Here is an 18,058-nt window from a genome sequence, read left to right on the forward strand (position 1 = left end):
GTCGCTCCCACAGAATGAGTACAAAGGCCTGGAATCTTGCCCCGCCCGGCCGCGCCTGCGGGCGCATCGTGTTCGCTCAGGCAAATACCCGGATCGGCTTGCCCGCCTGCCAGGCCTGGATGTCTTCGATCATCTGTCCGTAGAACGTACGGTAGTTGTTCTCGGTGACATAGCCCACGTGCGGGGTGGCCAGCACATTGTCCAGCTGCCGGAACGGATGCCCGGCCGGCAGCGGTTCCTGGTCGAACACATCCAGCGCCGCGCCGGCGATCCGGCGCTGGCGCAGGGTGTCGATCAGGGCCGCTTCATCGATGATCGGCCCGCGTGACGTATTGATCAGGTAAGCGTCCGGTTTCATCCAGCCCAGCGCCTGTGCATCCACCAGCCCCCGGCTGCGATCACTGAGCACCAGGTGCACCGACAGCACATCGGCCTGCTCGAACAGTTGCTGCTTGCTGACGCGGGTCACGCCAACCTCGGCGGCGGCCTCGTCGGTCAGGTTCTGGCTCCAGGCAATCACCTTCATGCCAAAGGCCTGGCCGTAGCGGGCGATCCATTTGCCGATACTGCCCAGCCCCAGCAAACCCAGGGTTTTGCCATGCAGATCGCGGCCCAGCCCGACCTGCCAGCCGCCTGTTCGCAGCGAGTGGGCTTCGCCGGCCAGGTTACGGGTAATGCCCATGATCAGCGCCCAGGTCAGTTCCGGTGCGGCGTGCTTGTAGCTCTCGGTGCCGCACACCTCGATGCCTTGGGCCCGCGCCGCCTTCACGTCGATGGCAGCATTGCGCATGCCACCGGTGACCAGCAGCTTCAGGTTTGGCAAACGGCTGAGCAGGGCCTGGTCAAACAGCGTGCGCTCGCGCATCACGCAGATCACCTGATAGTCGGCCAGCCGCTCGGCCAGGGTCTCGGTGTCGGCAGGGTAGTCGTGCAAAAAACTGACCTGGCCGATCGGGTCGAGCACCGACCAGTCCACCACATCGCAGGCCACGTGTTGCCAGTCGTCGAGTACCGCAATAGTCAGCAAGGGCATCCATGAGTCTCCATTAATTGAACAGTCCGGCGGCCAGGTTGATGGTCAGGCCCAGGATGGCTGTATTGAAGATAAAGCCGATCAGGCTTTGCGCCAGAACGATCTTGCGCATCTCGCGTGTCATGACCCCGACATCGGAGGTCTGCACGGCCACGCCCAAGGTGAAGGAAAAGTACAAGAAATCCCACTGGTCCGGATGCTGTTCGCCGTCGGGAAAATTCAGCGCCGGTGTCGGGCCGGGCCAGGTGTAGAACAGCCGGGCGTAATGCAGGCTGAAGATGACACCGATCAACAGCCAGGAGCCCACCACCGTCACGCCTGTAAAGCTGTATTTGAGCGCCTGGTGATCGCCGGGCATGACCTTGCTACTGGCCAGCTCGACGATGATTGCTGCCAGGCTGGCCAATGCGGCCACGCACACCATGAGCAATACCACCCCGGCATTCTCTTTTTCGATAATGGCGATCCTCCTGACATCGGCGGCGCTGTTGTTGAACGTGCGACCCAGGATCAGGGCCAGAAACAGCCAGACCGTGACATTCCAGCCGATCAGGCCGCACTGCATCAGGCTCAGGGGCGGGATCAGCCAAGCCGAGCCGATGCCGGCCGCCAGGCCAAGGACGGCGGAGCCGGTCAGGCGTGGGTGAGTGCGCAGGATGTGCGGCATATCACTTGTGCCCCAATGCGCGGAACGCCTCGCGAATACGCTGCACGGCGGCAATGGAGCTCTGGTTGTCACCGTGTACGCACAAGGTGTCGACCTGCAGTGACAAGGCACTGCCATCGCTGGCGGTCAGGGGCTCACCACGGGCCAGGGTCAGGGCCTGGGCGATCACGGTTTCAGGGTCATGGTGCACCGCGCCCGGCAGGCTGCGCGACATCAGGTGCCCGTCCGGGTCATAGGCGCGGTCGGCAAAGGCCTCGAACCAGATCGGCACGCCGTACTCGGCGCTCAGGCCTTGTGCAGTGCTGTTGTCCCGCGAGGCCATGAGCATCAGGCGCAGGTCGCTACCATAGGCGGCTACGGCCTTGAACACCGCTCGCAACTGGGCCGGGGCGCGCATCATGTCGTTGTACATCGCGCCATGCGGCTTGACGTACTGCACGCGGCCGCCCTCGGCGCGGCAGATGCCGTCCAGTGCGCCGATCTGGTACAGCAGCATGTCTTCGACTTCCTGCGCCGAGCAGTTCATCGAGCGGCGACCAAAGCCGACCAGGTCGGGGTAGGCCGGGTGGGCGCCGATGGTCACCTGATGTTCCAGGGCCAGCGCCACGGTCTTGCGCATGATGGACGGGTCGGAGGCATGAAAGCCGCAGGCAATGTTGGCGCAGTCGATCCAGGGCATGACCTGGGCGTCGCCGCCCATGGTCCAGGCACCGAAGCTTTCGCCGATGTCGCAGTTGAGCAGAGGGATGTTCATAGGATCGATTCCAGGGTTATCCGGCCGTAAGCATAACCGGGGCGCGGCACAAGATCGCCCCGGTCGGCCTACGTGGTTACTTTTCCCACGGCGCCTTGGGAATCATCAGACCATGGTTGCCGTTATAGGCCGCGCGCGCCGGCGACTCCCAGCCTTCAAGCAGAGTGGCGGGCAGGCTGTAGATCTCGACCCCCAGAGGTCGGCAGACCTTGAGCGGGTCTTCGGCGTCCGGCCCCCACATCGGCAGCGACAGGTCGCCGCCCGGGCAGGTCGACAGCGCGCACAACAGGTCGATTTCAGCGAAGAATTCCAGGTAGTCACCCTGCCTGGCCGGGCAAGCCTTCATGAAATACAGGTCGTCATGGTTCAGGCCCGTGCACTGGAAAATGTTCAGCACATCATGCACATCGAACTCGGTCAGGCCATGGGGCAGCACGGCGCGGGTCAGGTTGGAATGGCAGTGGTGGTGAAAGTCCTCACCGGTGAGCATGCGGTTCACATACGGGTCGCAGCGTGTGCCCAGCAGGTCGTGCAAGCGCCCGCCATGCTCGTCGATACCGTAGTCGGCCAGGCTGTCGTCGGTAATGGTCACCATCGGCCGCAAGAACGGCAGGTTCGACCACAACCGGTCATGGGTGCTGACATGTGCGCCCTGCAATTGCCGGGTGCGCGCGGCCCACAGGCGCTCGCGCGGGTCGTTGGCGTTCCAGACGTTGAAATCACCCACCTGGGGCCCGACCGGTGTGGTGACACGAAACACATGCCCGGCCGGCACCTTCCAGGCGCGCCCGGTACGAATCGGCACCTCGAACTGCTCGACCAGCGTGCGGCCGTCCTTGTGATCACGAATGCGCTCGTAAAAAGCGGTGTCGACCTGCAGGGCGCTGCCTTTGCTGACCTGATAGGCAGCGGGGTAATCCTTGTACATGGTAAAGGCTCCGGTTTTTGTGAGGAGGACGCCGTCGTGCCGACGCGCCGAAACCCTGACATCAAGCCATAACCGTGCCAGGTAAGTGGCCAGGGCGGGTGCCTGAACGATGACAATCACGCTGGCCTGCTGTATAGATGCCTGCACCAAGGGGAGCCCGGGCACGGGCTGAGAAATCGCTGATGCAGTGCGATGACCCTGATACCTGATCCGGATCATGCCGGCGGAGGGATGGGCTTTTAACCTGCCTTTTTGCCGGTCTCCTGTTTGCTTCTACAGAGAGCCCAGCCCATGAACGAACGTTTTTCCGAAACCCTGCGCCTGCAGAGCGAGCCGACCTGGTCGGCGGCCGTGCAGCACCGTTTTGTCGATGAACTGTGTGCCGGCACCCTCGATGATCGGGTGATGGGTCACTACCTGATCCAGGACCACCGTTTTCTCGACAGCTTCCTGACCCTGCTGGGTGCTGCAATTGCCAGCGCCGACTGCTTCGAGGCGCGCCTGCGCCTGGGGCGTTTTGCCGGGATGATCTCGGGCGAGGAGAACACCTATTTTCTGCGCGCGTTCGCGGCCCTGGACATTACTGCGCAACAACGCCAGACACCACCGGACACGGCGGCCACCGCAGGCTTCAAGGCCTTGATGCAGGAAGCGGCGGCGACCCGTTCCTATGCGGCGGCGCTGGCGGTGCTGACAGTGGCTGAATGGCTGTACCTGGACTGGGCCAGCCGCGCGCCGCAGCCGTTGCCGGATAACTTTGTCCATGCCGAATGGATCACGCTGCACGACAACCCGTTCTTTCGCGATTTCATCGCGTTCCTGCGTGCCGAACTGGACCGGGTGGGGCCGGCCGAAGAGGCGTTGAGCCGGGACTTCTTCTTGCGTGCGGTGCAGCTGGAACACGAATTTTTCGACACCGTCTATGCCATCGAGGCCTGAACCATGGATATTTTCGACCGTCTCAAAGCGGCCGCCGCGACAGACTGGCAGGGCTATGTCGACCATTCCTTCGTGCGCCAGATGGGCGCTGGTACTTTGCCGCAAGCCGCGTTTCGCCACTACCTGGTTCAGGATTATCTGTTTCTGATCCAGTTTGCCCGTGCCTGGGCGCTGGCCGCCTACAAGAGCCGCACCCTGGCCGACATCCGCGCCGCCCAGGCCGGGCTGGCGGCAATCCTCGACGAGACCGAGCTGCATGTGCGCCTCTGCGCCCGCTGGGGGCTCAGCCGTGAAGCCATGGAGGCCGCGCCTGAGCACCAGGCCACGGTGGCCTACACCCGCTACGTGCTCGATTGCGGTGCTGCCGGCGACTTGCTGGAACTGCACGTCGCGCTGGCGCCTTGTGTCATTGGCTACGCCGTCATCGGTCGGGCCTTGGCGCCCGAGGGCGTCGAGGCGTTGGCCGATCATCCCTACCGCGACTGGATTGCCGAATACGCCGGCGACGGCTATCAACAGGTGGCCCATGATGCACGTCGACATCTGGATGAACTGGCCGCCCGCAGCATGACCGAGCAGCGCTTCGCCGACCTGGTGGGTGTGTTCGGCAAGGCTTCGCGGCTGGAGGCCGATTTCTGGCAGATGGGGCTGGACGCCGATCACACATAAAAAAACGGCGCGCAAGGGGGTTGCGCGCCGGTCGCCAGCAAGAAGTGGCCAGGTTTACAGGTGATTCGGGTCGATCAACGCACCAGGCATGGCTGCTTGTTGTTGAACGTCCAGTTTGGAATCAGAAACTGCATGGCCGCGGCGTCGTCGCGGGCGCCCAGGCCCATGCCTTTGTAGAGCTCATGGGCCTTGTTGACCTGGTCCATGTCCAGTTCGACGCCCAGGCCCGGCTTGTTCGGCACATGCACCTTGCCCTCGACAATGCGCAACGGCTCCTTGGTCAGGCGCTGGCCGTCCTGCCAGATCCAGTGGGTGTCCAGCGCGGTGATCTCGCCCGGTGCGGCAGCGCCGACATGGGTGAACATCGCCAGCGAAATGTCGAAGTGGTTATTGGAATGCGAACCCCAGGTCAGGCCCCACTCGTTGCACATCTGCGCCACGCGCACCGAACCCTGCATGGTCCAGAAGTGCGGGTCGGCCAGTGGGATGTCCACCGATTGCAACTGGATGGTGTGGCCCATCTGGCGCCAGTCGGTGGCGATCATGTTGGTGGCGGTGCGCAGGCCGGTGGCGCGGCGGAACTCGGCCATGACTTCGCGACCGGAATAACCGTTTTCGGCGCCGCATGGGTCTTCGGCATAGGCCAGTACATGGTGCTGGTCGCGGCACAGGCGCACGGCTTCCTTCAATGACCAGGCGCCGTTGGGGTCCAGGGTGATGCGTGCGTCGGGGAAGCGCTCGGCCAGTGCGGTGACCGCTTCGATCTCCTCGTCACCGCGCAGCACGCCGCCCTTGAGCTTGAAGTCCTTGAAGCCATAGCGGTCACGCGCCGCTTCGGCCAGGCGGACCACCGCTTCAGGGGTCAGGGCCTTTTCATGACGAATGCGGAACCATTCGTTGTCCGCTTCCTGCTCGCGACGGTAGGGCAGATCGGTCTGGTCCTGGTCACCGACGTAGAACAGGTAGCCGAGCATCTCCACGGCGTCGCGCTGCTGGCCTTCACCGAGCAGGGCGGCCACCGGCACTTCCAGGTGCTGGCCGAGCAGGTCGAGCAGGGCAGCTTCCAGGGCGGTGACCGCATGAATAGCGATGCGCAGGTCGAAGGTCTGCAGGCCGCGGCCGGCCGAGTCGCGTTCGGCGAAGGCCTTGCGCGCGTCGTTGAGCATCTTCTGGTAGCTGCCGATGCCGTGGCCGACCACCAGGGTGCGGGCGTCTTCCAGGGTCTGGCGGATCGCCTCGCCGCCGGGCACCTCGCCGACGCCCGTGTTACCGGCGCTGTCCTTGAGAATCAGGATATTGCGCGTGAAGTAAGGGCCATGGGCACCGCTCAGGTTGAGCAGCATGTCGTCATGGCCCGCCACGGGAACGACCTGCAGGCTGGTGATGACAGGCGTCTTGCCGGTGGTATGAGCGGTCTGTTGAGTCATGGTCGGGTCCTTATTATCAAGTCTTTTTTGTCTGGCTCGGTGGGGCGAAGCGATTTCGGGGCTTCAGTGGCTGACGGGGGCTCAGGAGGGACCCCTATGTCATGCCGGTTTAAACAGGTTGCCGTTTTCTTTGTCGGTTATCATACAAGTTATTGATGTTGCTGCAAGAGGGTTAGCGATAGGAATCATCGAATGCGTAACCCAAAAGTGCGCATGAATGAGTGTTTGTTTTTTAATATATTGATTTATAAGGGTTTATTTATTTTTTACTTGGTGTTTGTTGATCTTGGAGGTGAAATTCATCCATTCTTGCTTGTATTACAAGTTAGACAAGTTGAAAGCCTGTCTGACAAGTCACCACGCCGCGGCAGGTGCTATGATCCGCTGCATTGCTCAGGTTCCCGGCCCTTTGCTGCGTATACCTGATGGCCGGTTGGTGTGTGAAAAAAGACAACCTGTGTCTGGATAATCGTCATGCAAGAATCTTCGAAAGCCGCACCCAAGCGCCGGCAACACAATCTGGCCACTGACCTTGTGACCGAATTGAGCCAGCGCATTCTGCTGGGCAAGATCGCGCCGGGTCACAAGCTGCCTTCGGAAAATGAAATCGTGCGCGAGCACGGCGTCAGCCGCACGGTGGTGCGCGAGGCCATTTCCAAGCTGCAGGCGTCGGGGCTGGTGGTCACCCACCAGGGCAAGGGCACCTTCGTGCTGGAGCGCCAGCACCAGACCGGCCTGCGCCTGAAGGTCGAGACCGCCTCACGGGTGCGCGACATCATTGAATTGCGCATTGGCCTGGAAACCCAGGCCGTGGCCCTGGCGGCGTTGCGCCGTACCGATGAGCAACTGGCGGCCATGCGCCAGGCGCTGGACGACTACCAGGATCTGCTGGCCAGTCATGACAGCTGTGTCGAGGCCGACAAGCGCTTTCACATGCTGATCGCCGAGGCCACCGGCAACCCTTATTTTCTGGAAATCATGCAGCACCTGGGCAGTGCAGTGATCCCGCGCGCGCGCCTCGACACCAACGAGCGCGGCGGCAGCAACCTGGCGCCCCACGGCTACCTGGCCAACCTGGAACATGAAGCGCTGCTCAGCGCCATCCGCCGCAAAGACCCCGACGCCGCCCGCGCCGCGATGTGGACTCACCTGAGCAACAGCCGCGAACGCCTGGTGCCTTTGTAAAAACCCCCCGTCGCATGACAAACCTGGCGCCAGGGTAGGAGCGCGCTCTGCCCGCGACCGAGTGCGCAGCGCTCGCAAAATTGATGAAACACCGCAGATTTACGATCTGAAAATCTGCGAAACGCTGCAGATTTACGATCTTAAAATCTGCGAAACGCTGCAGATTTACGATCTTAAAATCTGCGAAACACCGCAAATTTACGATCTGAAAATCTGCGAAACGCTGAAAATTTACGATCTGAAAATCTGCGAAACGCTGAAAATTTACGACTGCTAACGCAGCCGGTCGCGGGCAAGCGCGCTCCTACTGGGCCTCCATCACGCCGAGCATCACTTGTGCTTGCCACGGGTAATACGGGTTGAAGGTCAGCCGTGCATGCACCTTGCCGGCGGCGCGGTAGCCCCAGTCCGAGTACCACACCGGCTCGCCGGCGACGCAGCGGGCCATATCGGTTGCTTCCTGGCCGTTCCAGCAGATGCGCTGGCTGCCGTTGGGACCGTACAGCGGGTTGTCGGGCGAGAACAACAGGCCCATGTGGGAAAACTGGCTGATCTGCTGTTCGGGCAGATAATCCTCGCGCACCAGCACCCGTGGATGCGCGGCAGTGCTGTCCGGATCGCTGCCGTACCACACCAGCCGGCTGCCCGGGTGGGTGAAGCGCGCGTTGAAGCTGTCCAGTACAAATCCGGTATCGAGCACCGAGTCATGCTCGGTCAGCGCTACGAATACCGGCCTGGCATAGGGCTTTTCGACCAGTCGCTGGCGCGCCACCACGCTGCTGAGGTGAAACTGGGCAAAGCCGTTGGTGGGCACGTTCAGGTAGCGCACCGGGGTCTGCATGGGCCGCACGCCGTCGTTGGGTTCGGCCAGCCAGGGTCTGGCCCAGCCGATCCACGGCGTCAGCCACACATAAGCGCTGTCGGAGCGAAACGCTGGCGAAAATAGCAACAATCCGGCGATGTCATCGTGCTCGTAGGCATAGTCGAGCACCAGATTGGCCCCGGTGGAAAACCCGCCCAGATACACCTTGGGTACATCGCGGGCCAGTTGCGCGGCCTGCTCGCGCACCACCTGTTGCCACTGCTCCAGCGTCACCTCCAGCATGTCTTCGGGACGTGTGCCATGGCCGGGCAGCAGCACAGTACGCACCAGATAACCCTGATCGGCCAGGGTGCGGCCGATGTCATGAAACGACCAGGGCGAATCACCAAGCCCGTGCACCAGCAGCACGCCGGCCCTGGGCGTACCGGCCGGGCGCCACTCCTGCGGCGCGTTCCAGGCCAGCTCGGCATCGCGGTTGTCGGTCTGGAAAACACGGTGGCTCTGCAGCCACTCCAGTGTCTGTTGCCGGTAGCCGGAAAAGCCGGTGTGCGGCTGCACATCGCCGGTTTTCCAGGCACAGGCTTGCAAGGGGAGGGCGCATAACACAGCAAGCAGGCGATAGCGGGGCACGTTCAAGACCTTCAATGACCAGGGCACCCGGCACTGTGCCACGCGCTTCGCGCGAGGCTCCACTTTCAGGCACACTCCGGGCCTCATAACTTCAACAAAATGTATCGGCATGCCGATCCTGCCGCAGGAGACTGCCATGTTCGCCCTTGATCGCGCCCTGGCCCAGGACATCGTTGACCGTGCCATGGCAATCCTGCCTTACAACGTCAATGTCATGGATTACCTGGGCATCATCATCGGCAGCGGTGATGCCGGGCGCCTGAGCACCCGTCATGAGGGGGCTCAGGAAGTGCTGGCGACCTGTCAGGTGGTGGAAATCGACGCCCTGGCTGCCAGTCGCCTGGGCGGGGTCAGGCCGGGTGTGAACCTGCCCTTGATGCTGGATCATCAATTGATCGGCGTGCTGGGCATTACCGGCGACCCCGAGCAGGTGCGTGTGTACGGCGAACTGGTCAAGATGACTGCCGAGATGCTCATGGAGCAGCGCCGCCAGCAGGCCGACCGGCAATGGCGCCGGCAACGCGGCGAAGAATTGCTGGCGCGCCTGCTGTGGGGCGACTGCCCCGACAGCCTGGTCGACGAAGCCCGGCACCTGGGCCTGCAACCGCAGCAGCCGCGCCAGGCGGTGCTGATGCGCCTGAGCGAGCCGCTGGACATGAGCCACCCGCTGGTCATGCGGCTCAGCAGCCGCTACCCGCAAAGCTGGTGCCTGTTGCGCGAGCCGACGCTGTTGTACTGGTGCCGGGCGGTCGAGCGTGAACGCAGCCAGGAGCGCAGCCACGAGCGTACCCCTGAACGTGGTTACGACGACGCTCACTTGCTTGAACAGGCCACCGCCCAGGGCTGGCCGATCCTGCGCATTGCCACCGCCGAAGCCGCGACGAGCCTGCCCGCATTGCGCCAGGCCTGTGCGGCAACCCTGGACCTGCTCGACTACGCCAGCCATATCCGCCCGGCGCAGCGCCTGCTGCACTTGCAGGACCTGCGCCTGCCGGTGCTGTTCTGGCGTCATCGCCACGACTGGCTGGCGCAGGACATTGCCGGCTCCATCATGCGCCTGCACGAGCACCCCCAGTTAGTGGAAACCCTGGATCGCTGGTTCGAGCACAGCGGCGAAAGCCAGGTGTGCGCCGAGGCCTTGGGCATTCATCGCAACAGCCTGCGCTATCGCCTGGAAAAGATCGCCGAACTCACCGGTTGCAACCCGTACCGCAGCGACGACCTGTTGCGGCTGTACCTGGGGCGGCACGTCACGCCTGGCCTGTGCAAATGAACGACAGGCGATGACAGGCATTGTGCGACGGCCCGGCGTAAAGCCCTGGTGCGGATGCGAACATGCGGGCACAAGAAGAGGAGATGCATCATGAAAATCGTCATTGCCCCCGACTCGTTCAAGGACAGCCTCAGCGCGCAAGCCGTCGCCCAGGCCATCGCCAGCGGCCTGAGCGACGTCTGGCCCGAGGCCGAGCTGCGCCTGTGCCCGATGGCCGACGGCGGCGAGGGCACGGTCGAATCAGTGTTGCAGGCCTGCAACGGCCAGTTGCGCACGGCCCAGGTACAAGGCCCGCTGGGCGAACCGGTCGAAGCGCACTGGGGCTGGTTGGCCGAAAGCCGCACGGCCATTATCGAGATGGCCACTGCCAGCGGCCTGCAACTGCTGAGCCGCGAACAGCGCGATGCCTGCGTCACCAGCACGTTGGGTACCGGTGAACTGATTGCCAGTGCCCTGGACGCGGGCGCGCAGCGGGTGATCCTGGCCATTGGCGGCAGTGCGACCAACGACGGCGGCAGCGGCATGCTCGCCGCGCTGGGGGTGCGTTTCCTGGACGCTGATGACGCGCCTTTGGCGCCTGGCGGCCTGGCCTTGGCGCAGCTGGCGCGTATCGACCTGAGCGGGCTGGATGCGCGCCTGGCGCAGGTGCGATTTGAAATTGCCGCCGACGTCGACAACCCGTTGTGTGGTCCGCACGGCGCGTCGCACACCTTCGGCCCGCAGAAAGGCGCAACGCCTGAGCAAGTGCTGGCGCTGGATGCCGCCCTGGATCATCTGGCCGATCACTGCGCCCAAGTGCTGGGGACCGACGTGCGTGACAACCCCGGCAGCGGCGCAGCCGGCGGCATGGGCTTTGCGGCCAAGGCCTTCTTGCACGCCACCTTCCGCCCCGGCGTCGAAGTGGTCGCGGAACTGACCGGGCTTGAACAGGCGCTGGTTGGTGCGGACCTGGTGATCACCGGCGAAGGCCGCTTCGATGCCCAGACCCTGCGCGGCAAGACGCCGTTGGGTGTGGCCCGTTTTGCCGCCCGTCGCAAGGTGCCGGTGATCGTCCTGGCCGGCACCTTGGGCGAAGGCTACGAGCAGTTGTACGCACACGGTATCCACGCCGCTTTCGCATTGGCCAACGGTCCGCTGACCCTGGACGAGGCCTGCCGACACGCCGCTGCCTTGTTGCATGACCGCGCCCGTGACCTGGCCCGGCTGTGGGACCTGGCGGCCGGTAGGACCGACTTCAGTCGCGAACCAGGCACCGCCGATTCATGACCCTTCGCGGCTGAAGCGGATCGCCGCCCGGCCGCTACAGCAAAAGCGCATGCGGGTGGATAAATGAGGGCTATGGCCCTCAAGAAGTCTGAGCAGAGGCCGATAGGGTGGTGGGGTTGTACGACAACCTCGTTTCGATCCGCCACCTTATAAGAAAGAGCCGTAGCCATGAACCTACGCAACCTGACCATCGCCCGCCGTGCGGGTCTGGGCTTTACCTTGATCTCCCTGCTTGTGGCTGTACTGGGCTGGTTTGCGCTGGCTCAGATGCAGACCATCCGTGAAAGCGAAGTCGCCGTTGAAACCAACTGGGTGCCGAGCATGCGCGTGATCAGCGACATCCGTGAACTCATGCTGCGCATCCGCACCATTTCCCTGCGCATGGCCCTGGACCCGGATCCGGCCAACGTGGCCACCTACAAGGGGCAGATGGACACCCGTCTCAAGGACCTGGATGGCAAGCTGGTCATCCTCGACAAGTTCGATGACACCCCCGAAGAAAAGATACTGTCCGATCAGTTCCGCACCACCCTGGCCGAGTACCGCAGTGGTCTGGAGCGCTCGTTTGTGCTGGCGGCACAGAAGGACAACGCCGCGCTGATCAAACTGCTGCTGGTCGACATGAAGCAGATCGTCGATGGCTCGGGCAAGCAACTGTCCGACCTGGGTGATTTCTATGCCAAGCGCATCGAGGCCGAAGGCCTGGCGGCCGCCACCCAATACGATCATTCGCGCTTGATTGTGATGGCATTTGTACTCTTGGCCGCGCTGGCCACCATCGGGCTGGCACTGTGGCTGACCCGCAGCATTGTGCGCCCGCTTGAAAGTGCCGTGCGCGCCGCCGAGCATGTGGCCAGTGGCGACCTGACCCATGACATTCATGTCCAGGGCGAAGATGAAGTCACCCGCCTGCAACGGGCTTTGCAACAGATGCAGAACAACCTGCGCGAAGCCATGCGTCATATCGGCAGCTCGGCCACGCAACTGGCCTCGGCGGCCACCGAGCTCAATTCGGTCACCGAAGACAGCTACCGCGGACTGCACCAGCAGAATGCCGAGATCGACCAGGCGGCCACGGCCGTCAACGAGATGACTTCAGCGGTCGAAGAAGTGGCGCGCAACGCCGTATCGACCTCTGACGCCTCCAACCATTCCAGCACCTCGGCCAAGGCCGGTCAGCAGCGTGTGCTGGACACCGTGCAGTCGATCCAGACGTTGACCGATAACGTGCAGGCCACCTCGACGTTGGTGCAGAGCCTGGCCAACCAGTCCCAGGACATTGGCAAGGTACTGGATGTCATCCGTTCGATCGCCGAACAGACCAACCTGCTGGCGCTCAACGCCGCCATCGAGGCGGCGCGGGCGGGTGAGTCGGGGCGTGGCTTTGCCGTGGTCGCCGACGAAGTGCGGGCCCTGGCGCACCGCACCCAGCAGTCGACCCTGGAGATCGACGCCATGGTCAATGCCATGCGCAACGGCTCGGCCCAGGCCCTGGAGTCGATGCAGACCAGCCGCGACCGCGCCGGCTCCACCCTGGAAATGGCCCGTGGCGCCGGTGAATCGCTGAGCGAGATCACCCGCTCTATCAATCAGATCTCTGAGCGCAATCTGGTCATTGCCAGCGCCGCCGAAGAGCAGGCCCAGGTGGCGCGGGAAGTGGACCGCAACATTGTCAATATTCGCGACCTGTCGATGCAGTCGACCCAGGGCGCTAACCAGATCAGCGCCTCCAGCAACGAGCTGTCGCGCCTGGCGGGCGATCTGAATCAGGTGGTGGCGCGCTTCAAGGTCTGACCGATACACCGCTTGCCCATGGCCGGCCTTGGCGCGCATTATCGCCACGGTCGGTCAGGACGGCCTTGGGCAGCCTGATCATGGTCAGGTTCAAGAGGGCAGTGCGTCATGGACAAGCATCTTACCCCGCAGGTCACCCGCAGCTGGCTGCATGCACCGCGCCATCGCCAGTGGCTTGACCAGGAAGGCGCACGCCTGCTGGCGTTCGCCAGGGCCGCCAGGCTGGAACAGGGGTTCGGCGACCTGGACACCTATGGCCGGCTGCGCGTGGGTGCGCGGGCCCAGACCCTCAATACCTCCCGCCTGGTGCATTGCTTTGCCCTGGCGCATATCCAGGGCATTCCGGGGTTTTCCGAACTGATCGACCATGGCCTGGCCGCCCTGTCGGGGCCGCTGCGTGATGCCGAGCATGGCGGCTGGTTCGATGCGCCGCTGGACGAAGGCGGTGGCACCGACAAGCAGGCGTACCTGCATGCCTTCGTGGCACTGGCGGCCAGCTCTGCCGTGGTGGCCGGACGGCCGGCGGCCAGGGCGCTGCTCGAAGAAGCGACAAGCGTCATGCTTGAGCGGTTCTGGAGTGAAGAAGAGGGCGTGCTGCGCGAGTCGTTCTCCCGTGACTGGCAGATCGAAGAGGCGTATCGCGGCGCCAACAGCAACATGCATGGCCTTGAAGCCTTTCTGGCGCTGGCCGATGTCAGCGGCGACAGTCGTTGGCTGGAGCGCGGGCTGCGCATCACCGAGCGGCTGATCCACCAGCACGCGGCGGCCAATGACTTTCAGGTGGTGGAGCATTTCAGCCAGCACTGGGAGCCACTGCCGGACTACAACCTTGATAACCCCGCCGACCCGTTTCGTCCCTATGGCACCACCCCAGGCCACGGCTTCGAGTGGGCACGGCTGCTGTTGCACCTGGAAGCGGCGCTGCTGGAGTCTCGCTGCAATGCGCCGGGCTGGCTGCTCAAACAGGCCGGTGAACTGTTCGACAGCGCCTGCCGGCATGCTTGGGAGGTCGATGGGGCGCCGGGCATCGTCTATACCCTGGACAACGAGCGCCAGCCGGTGATTCGCCAGCGCTTGCACTGGACCCACTGCGAAGCGGTGGCGGCGGCCGGCGCGCTGTTGCAGCGCACCGGCGAGCCGGTCTATGAAACCTGGTATCGACGCTTCTGGGATTTCAATGACACCTGTTTCATCGACCGCGAGCACGGCAGCTGGCGCCATGAACTCGACGCGAGCAACCGCCCCAGCGCCGAGATCTGGCCCGGCAAGCCGGACCTGTACCACGCCTATCAGGCCGTGTTGCTGCCTATGCTGCCCCTGGCGCCCAGCCTGGCCTGCGCACTGGCCAGGCAGACCCAGGGTTGACGCAACCGGTCTGCAGCGTGGCGCGGCCGTGATGAAACGGCAACAGACCCTAGGCGGCGATCTCGACCCACTCGCCATTCAAGCGCACCGGCCACACCTCCAGCTTTTGCTCGGGGTATTCCAGGCAGCTGCCGTCGTGCAAACGGAAATGCTGCTTATACAGCGGCGAGGCAATCACCAGGTCGTCGCCCAGCTTGCCCAGCAGGCCACGGCCGATCACATTGGCGCCTGACTTCGGGTCACGGTTGTCCATCGCATACAGGGCCTGTTCCTGACCTGGCAGGTAGAACAGCGCCACCTGGCGGTCGTTGAACCAGGCCACCACGCCGGAGTTGGCGACCAGATCCTGGCGCTCGCACAGGGTTTGCCAGTGCAGGGCGGCGGTCTGGGCGTGTTGGGCATACGCTTCGTGGGTCTGGTTCATTACACCACCTCCTTGAACAGGGGAATCAGGTTGAGTTCATCGGCGCGTGCCGGGCGACGCTGCTCGCGCTCACGCACAAAGTGCACGTCCGGGTCCTGGCGCTTGTCGTTGACGAAGGTGCGGAAGCGCTTGAGTTTTTCCGGGTCCTTCAGGGCGTTGGCCCATTCGCATTCATAGCGGTCGACCACCAGTTGCATTTGCGACTCAAGCTCGGCGGCCAGGCCCAGGCTGTCGTCGATGATCACCGCCTTGAGGTAATCCAGGCCGCCTTCGAGCGACTCGCGCCATACCGAGGTGCGTTGCAGTTTGTCGGCGGTGCGGATGTAAAGCATCAGGAAACGGTCGATGTAGCGGATCAGCGTCTCGTCATCCAGGTCGGTGGCGAACAGCTCGGCGTGGCGCGGGCGCATGCCGCCGTTGCCGGAGACGTACAGGTTCCAGCCGTTCTCGGTGGCGATGATGCCCACGTCCTTGCTCTGCGCCTCGGCGCACTCGCGGGTGCAGCCGCTGACCGCGAACTTGAGCTTGTGCGGTGAGCGCAGGCCCTTGTAGCGATCCTCGATGCGCAAGGCCATGGCCACGCTGTCCTGTACGCCATAGCGGCACCAGGTGCTGCCCACGCAGGATTTCACCGTGCGGGTCGACTTGCCGTAGGCATGGCCGGTCTCGAAGCCGGCGGCGATCAGTTCGCTCCAGATGTCCGGCAACTCGTGCAGTTGCGCGCCGAACAGGTCGATGCGCTGGCCGCCGGTGATCTTGGTGTACAGGTCATATTTCTTGGCCACCGCGCCGATGGCGATCAAGCCGTCTGGCGTCACTTCACCGCCGGGAATGCGCGGCACCACCGAGTAGGTGCCGTTCTTCTGCATATTGGCCATGAAGGTGTCATTGGTGTCCTGCAACGGGATCAGCAACGGGTCGGTGATCGGCCGGTTCCAGCACGACGCCAGGATCGAACCCACCGCCGGCTTGCAGATGTCGCAGCCCTGTTCGCCCTTGCCATGGTGATGCAGCAGTTCGTCGAAGCTTTCGATGTTCTCGACCCGCACGATCGAATACAGCTCCTGGCGGGTGTAGGCGAAGTGCTCGCACAGGCTCTTGTCGACGCTCACCCCACGGGCGATCAGTTCATGTTCGAACACCTGCTTGAGCAGGGCCGCGCAGCCGCCGCATCCGGTGGCCGCCTTGGTGCAGGCCTTGATACCGGCCAGGTCCGTGCAGCCGCCGTCGATGGCCGCGCAGATCGAGCCCTTGCTGACGTTATGGCACGAGCAGATGGTTGCCGTGGCCGGCAGGGCATCGGCGCCCAGCGCCGGAGCGCCATCACTGTGCGGCAGGATCAGGCTGGCCGGGTCGGCGGGCAGGGCGATGCCGTTCTGGGCATATTGCAGCAGGGTGTCGTAGTAGCTATTGTCACCCACCAGCACCGCGCCCAGCACCTGCTTGCCATCGGCCGAAACGACAAGACGACGGTAGCTGGCAGTGGCTTCGTCGATGTAGCGGTAGCTGACCGCGCCAGCCAGGGCGCCGTGGGCGTCGCCGATGGAGCCGACATCCACGCCCAGCAGCTTGAGCTTGGTCGACATGTCAGCGCCGAAGAACGACTCGGCATCCTGTTCGCATAATTGCGCCGCCACGCTGCGGGCCATCTGGTAGCCGGGTGCGACCAGGCCGAACATGCTGCCATTCCAGGCCGCACACTCACCGATGGCGAAGATATCGGCATCGCTGGTGAGACAGTGTTCATTGATGTTGACCCCGCCACGCGGGCCCAGCTCCAGCTCGCACTGGCGCGCCAGGGCGTCTTGCGGGCGAATGCCGGCAGAGAAGACGATCAGGTCGGTTTCCAGGAATTCGTCGCCGGCAAAGTTCATGCGGTAACGGTATTCGCTGCCGGCGCTGATCGACTGAGTGGCGCGCGACAGGTGCACGCCGACGCCCAGGGCTTCGATACGGGCCTTGAGGGCTGCGCCGCCGAGTTCATCGAGCTGCACCGGCATCAGGCGTGGGGCGAACTCCACCACATGGGCTTCCAGCCCCAGGGACTTGAGCGCATTGGCCGCTTCCAGGCCCAGCAGGCCGCCGCCGACCACCACGCCACGGCGCGCCTTGGCGGCGGCAGCGCGGATGGTGTCCAGGTCGGCCAGGGTGCGGTACACCAGGCGCGAGTCGCCCTCGGCGCCTTCGATGGGCGGCACGAACGGGTAGGAACCGGTGGCCAGCACCAGCTTGTCGTAGGCAAAGCTGCCGTGGGCGGTGATGACTTCGCGACGGCTGCGGTCGATCTCCAGCACCGGCACGCCCAGGTGCAGGCTCAGGCCGGGCTGCTCGTAGAGCGCTGCGGCACTCATGGCCAGGGATTCGGCATCGCGGCCGCCAAAGTATTCCGACAAGTGCACGCGGTCATAGGCCCGCTGCGCTTCTTCGCCGAAGACATGGATGCGATAGCGTTCAAGTGCGCCGCCCGCAATCAACTGCTCGACGCAATGATGACCGACCATGCCATTGCCGATGACGATCAGTGTTTTTACATCGTTGTGAGTCAAGACTGTGGAGTTCATAGCACGTCCCGGCCTAGGCCAATCAGGTTTTGTGAAGCAAAAAAAAGGCGCCCGGAACCTTTCGGTTCCAGGCGCCTTTGCCTGTTCTGGTTATAGGGTGTCATCGGGGCGTCGTTGCCGGATGCACCTGGTGCCCTTTGACCTCTGCCGGCACATGCCTGGGCAAGAGTGGCGATCAGCGTCGATCGGCCGGGGCAGCCCGGCCACACGAAGGGCGGGGTTGGCAACAGCAATGCAGAGCTTGTGCCAGCTTGCGCAAAGCCTTGTAAACCGGGCATTTGCAGGTTTTGGTCAAGGTTTCAGGTTGATGCAAGGTTGCC

The 18,058-nt window shown here is 63.7% G+C and carries 15 protein-coding genes and 1 riboswitch; of the genes, 7 read left to right on the top strand and 8 right to left on the bottom strand.

All coding sequences use genetic code 11. The features are described from left to right. Positions 1–76: 76 nt before the first annotated feature. The 4 genes from ASF84_RS08310 to ASF84_RS08325 form a co-directional block, all read right to left on the bottom strand. Positions 77–1,033, bottom strand: a complete 957-nt coding sequence (locus ASF84_RS08310) for a D-2-hydroxyacid dehydrogenase family protein (protein WP_056837126.1) — start codon at positions 1,031–1,033, stop codon at positions 77–79. Between the two features lie 13 nt (positions 1,034–1,046). Beyond that, positions 1,047–1,700 (bottom strand): DUF1345 domain-containing protein, encoded by a 654-nt coding sequence (locus ASF84_RS08315; protein ID WP_056837128.1) that lies wholly within the window; start codon positions 1,698–1,700, stop codon positions 1,047–1,049. A gap of 1 nt (position 1,701) precedes the next feature. Beyond that, positions 1,702–2,454, bottom strand: a complete 753-nt coding sequence (locus ASF84_RS08320; RefSeq protein WP_056837130.1) for a 5-oxoprolinase subunit PxpA — start codon at positions 2,452–2,454, stop codon at positions 1,702–1,704. Positions 2,455–2,530: 76 nt separating this feature from the next. Further along, positions 2,531–3,382 carry an urea carboxylase-associated family protein gene (locus ASF84_RS08325; RefSeq protein ID WP_056837132.1) on the bottom strand — a complete coding sequence of 284 codons (852 nt, stop codon included), beginning with the start codon at positions 3,380–3,382 and terminating at the stop codon, positions 2,531–2,533. A 139-nt stretch (positions 3,383–3,521) separates the two neighbouring features. Then, positions 3,522–3,631, top strand: a riboswitch (TPP riboswitch). Positions 3,632–3,673: 42 nt separating this feature from the next. Here ASF84_RS08325 and ASF84_RS08330 point away from each other — a divergent pair. Both ASF84_RS08330 and ASF84_RS08335 read left to right on the top strand, forming a co-directional pair. Next, positions 3,674–4,321, top strand: coding sequence for a TenA family protein (locus ASF84_RS08330; RefSeq protein WP_056837134.1), 648 nt, complete (start codon positions 3,674–3,676; stop codon positions 4,319–4,321). Positions 4,322–4,324: 3 nt separating this feature from the next. Beyond that, positions 4,325–4,990 carry a TenA family protein gene (locus ASF84_RS08335; RefSeq protein WP_056837135.1) on the top strand — a complete coding sequence of 222 codons (666 nt, stop codon included), beginning with the start codon at positions 4,325–4,327 and terminating at the stop codon, positions 4,988–4,990. 74 nt (positions 4,991–5,064) lie between these two features. Here ASF84_RS08335 and gudD read toward each other — a convergent pair whose 3' ends face one another. Next, positions 5,065–6,417, bottom strand: coding sequence for a glucarate dehydratase (gudD, locus tag ASF84_RS08340; protein WP_056837137.1), 1,353 nt, complete (start codon positions 6,415–6,417; stop codon positions 5,065–5,067). Between the two features lie 474 nt (positions 6,418–6,891). On the opposite strand from gudD, the gene ASF84_RS08345 reads away from it, so the two are divergent. Beyond that, positions 6,892–7,602, top strand: coding sequence for a FadR/GntR family transcriptional regulator (locus ASF84_RS08345; RefSeq protein WP_056837139.1), 711 nt, complete (start codon positions 6,892–6,894; stop codon positions 7,600–7,602). Positions 7,603–7,906: 304 nt separating this feature from the next. Here ASF84_RS08345 and ASF84_RS08355 read toward each other — a convergent pair whose 3' ends face one another. Next, on the bottom strand, positions 7,907–9,055 hold the full coding sequence (locus ASF84_RS08355; RefSeq protein WP_056837949.1) for an alpha/beta hydrolase: 1,149 nt from the start codon (positions 9,053–9,055) through the stop codon (positions 7,907–7,909). A gap of 136 nt (positions 9,056–9,191) precedes the next feature. Between ASF84_RS08355 and ASF84_RS08360 the strand changes: the two genes are divergently transcribed. From ASF84_RS08360 to ASF84_RS08375, 4 genes are all read left to right on the top strand, one after another. Further along, on the top strand, positions 9,192–10,328 hold the full coding sequence (locus ASF84_RS08360) for a CdaR family transcriptional regulator (protein WP_056837951.1): 1,137 nt from the start codon (positions 9,192–9,194) through the stop codon (positions 10,326–10,328). Positions 10,329–10,418: 90 nt separating this feature from the next. Then, positions 10,419–11,594: a glycerate kinase gene (locus tag ASF84_RS08365; RefSeq protein WP_056837142.1), complete on the top strand. Its 1,176-nt coding sequence runs from the start codon at positions 10,419–10,421 to the stop codon at positions 11,592–11,594. Between the two features lie 168 nt (positions 11,595–11,762). Continuing rightward, positions 11,763–13,388: a methyl-accepting chemotaxis protein gene (locus ASF84_RS08370; RefSeq protein ID WP_056837144.1), complete on the top strand. Its 1,626-nt coding sequence runs from the start codon at positions 11,763–11,765 to the stop codon at positions 13,386–13,388. Between the two features lie 108 nt (positions 13,389–13,496). Then, a complete protein-coding gene (locus ASF84_RS08375) occupies positions 13,497–14,753 on the top strand; it encodes a D-mannose isomerase (RefSeq protein ID WP_056837147.1) in 1,257 nt (418 codons plus the stop codon). A 49-nt stretch (positions 14,754–14,802) separates the two neighbouring features. On the opposite strand, the gene nirD is transcribed toward ASF84_RS08375, so the two are convergent. Both nirD and nirB read right to left on the bottom strand, forming a co-directional pair. Next, entirely contained in the window at positions 14,803–15,177 is a 375-nt protein-coding gene (gene nirD / locus ASF84_RS08380) for a nitrite reductase small subunit NirD (protein ID WP_056837154.1), read from the bottom strand. Beyond that, positions 15,177–17,738, bottom strand: coding sequence for a nitrite reductase large subunit NirB (gene nirB, locus ASF84_RS08385; RefSeq protein WP_056837156.1), 2,562 nt, complete (start codon positions 17,736–17,738; stop codon positions 15,177–15,179). Before nirB ends, nirD begins: the two co-directional genes overlap by 1 nt. Between the last annotated feature and the right edge of the window lie 320 nt (positions 17,739–18,058).

This window comes from Pseudomonas sp. Leaf127 (assembly GCF_001423155.1).
Taxonomy (GTDB): Bacteria; Pseudomonadota; Gammaproteobacteria; order Pseudomonadales; family Pseudomonadaceae; genus Aquipseudomonas; species Aquipseudomonas ovata.

What these genes read in the sequence shown, in the direction of transcription:
- ASF84_RS08320 (WP_056837130.1), bottom strand. Translation starts at nt 2,454, where the DNA reads ATGAACATCCCTCTGCTCAACTGCGACATCGGCGAAAGCTTCGGTGCC.
- gudD (WP_056837137.1), bottom strand. Translation starts at nt 6,417, where the DNA reads ATGACTCAACAGACCGCTCATACCACCGGCAAGACGCCTGTCATCACC.
- ASF84_RS08370 (WP_056837144.1), top strand. Translation starts at nt 11,763, where the DNA reads ATGAACCTACGCAACCTGACCATCGCCCGCCGTGCGGGTCTGGGCTTT.
- ASF84_RS08330 (WP_056837134.1), top strand. Translation starts at nt 3,674, where the DNA reads ATGAACGAACGTTTTTCCGAAACCCTGCGCCTGCAGAGCGAGCCGACC.
- ASF84_RS08325 (WP_056837132.1), bottom strand. Translation starts at nt 3,382, where the DNA reads ATGTACAAGGATTACCCCGCTGCCTATCAGGTCAGCAAAGGCAGCGCC.
- ASF84_RS08310 (WP_056837126.1), bottom strand. Translation starts at nt 1,033, where the DNA reads ATGCCCTTGCTGACTATTGCGGTACTCGACGACTGGCAACACGTGGCC.
- nirD (WP_056837154.1), bottom strand. Translation starts at nt 15,177, where the DNA reads ATGAACCAGACCCACGAAGCGTATGCCCAACACGCCCAGACCGCCGCC.
- ASF84_RS08360 (WP_056837951.1), top strand. Translation starts at nt 9,192, where the DNA reads ATGTTCGCCCTTGATCGCGCCCTGGCCCAGGACATCGTTGACCGTGCC.
- ASF84_RS08315 (WP_056837128.1), bottom strand. Translation starts at nt 1,700, where the DNA reads ATGCCGCACATCCTGCGCACTCACCCACGCCTGACCGGCTCCGCCGTC.
- ASF84_RS08345 (WP_056837139.1), top strand. Translation starts at nt 6,892, where the DNA reads ATGCAAGAATCTTCGAAAGCCGCACCCAAGCGCCGGCAACACAATCTG.
- ASF84_RS08335 (WP_056837135.1), top strand. Translation starts at nt 4,325, where the DNA reads ATGGATATTTTCGACCGTCTCAAAGCGGCCGCCGCGACAGACTGGCAG.
- nirB (WP_056837156.1), bottom strand. Translation starts at nt 17,738, where the DNA reads ATGAACTCCACAGTCTTGACTCACAACGATGTAAAAACACTGATCGTC.
- ASF84_RS08375 (WP_056837147.1), top strand. Translation starts at nt 13,497, where the DNA reads ATGGACAAGCATCTTACCCCGCAGGTCACCCGCAGCTGGCTGCATGCA.
- ASF84_RS08365 (WP_056837142.1), top strand. Translation starts at nt 10,419, where the DNA reads ATGAAAATCGTCATTGCCCCCGACTCGTTCAAGGACAGCCTCAGCGCG.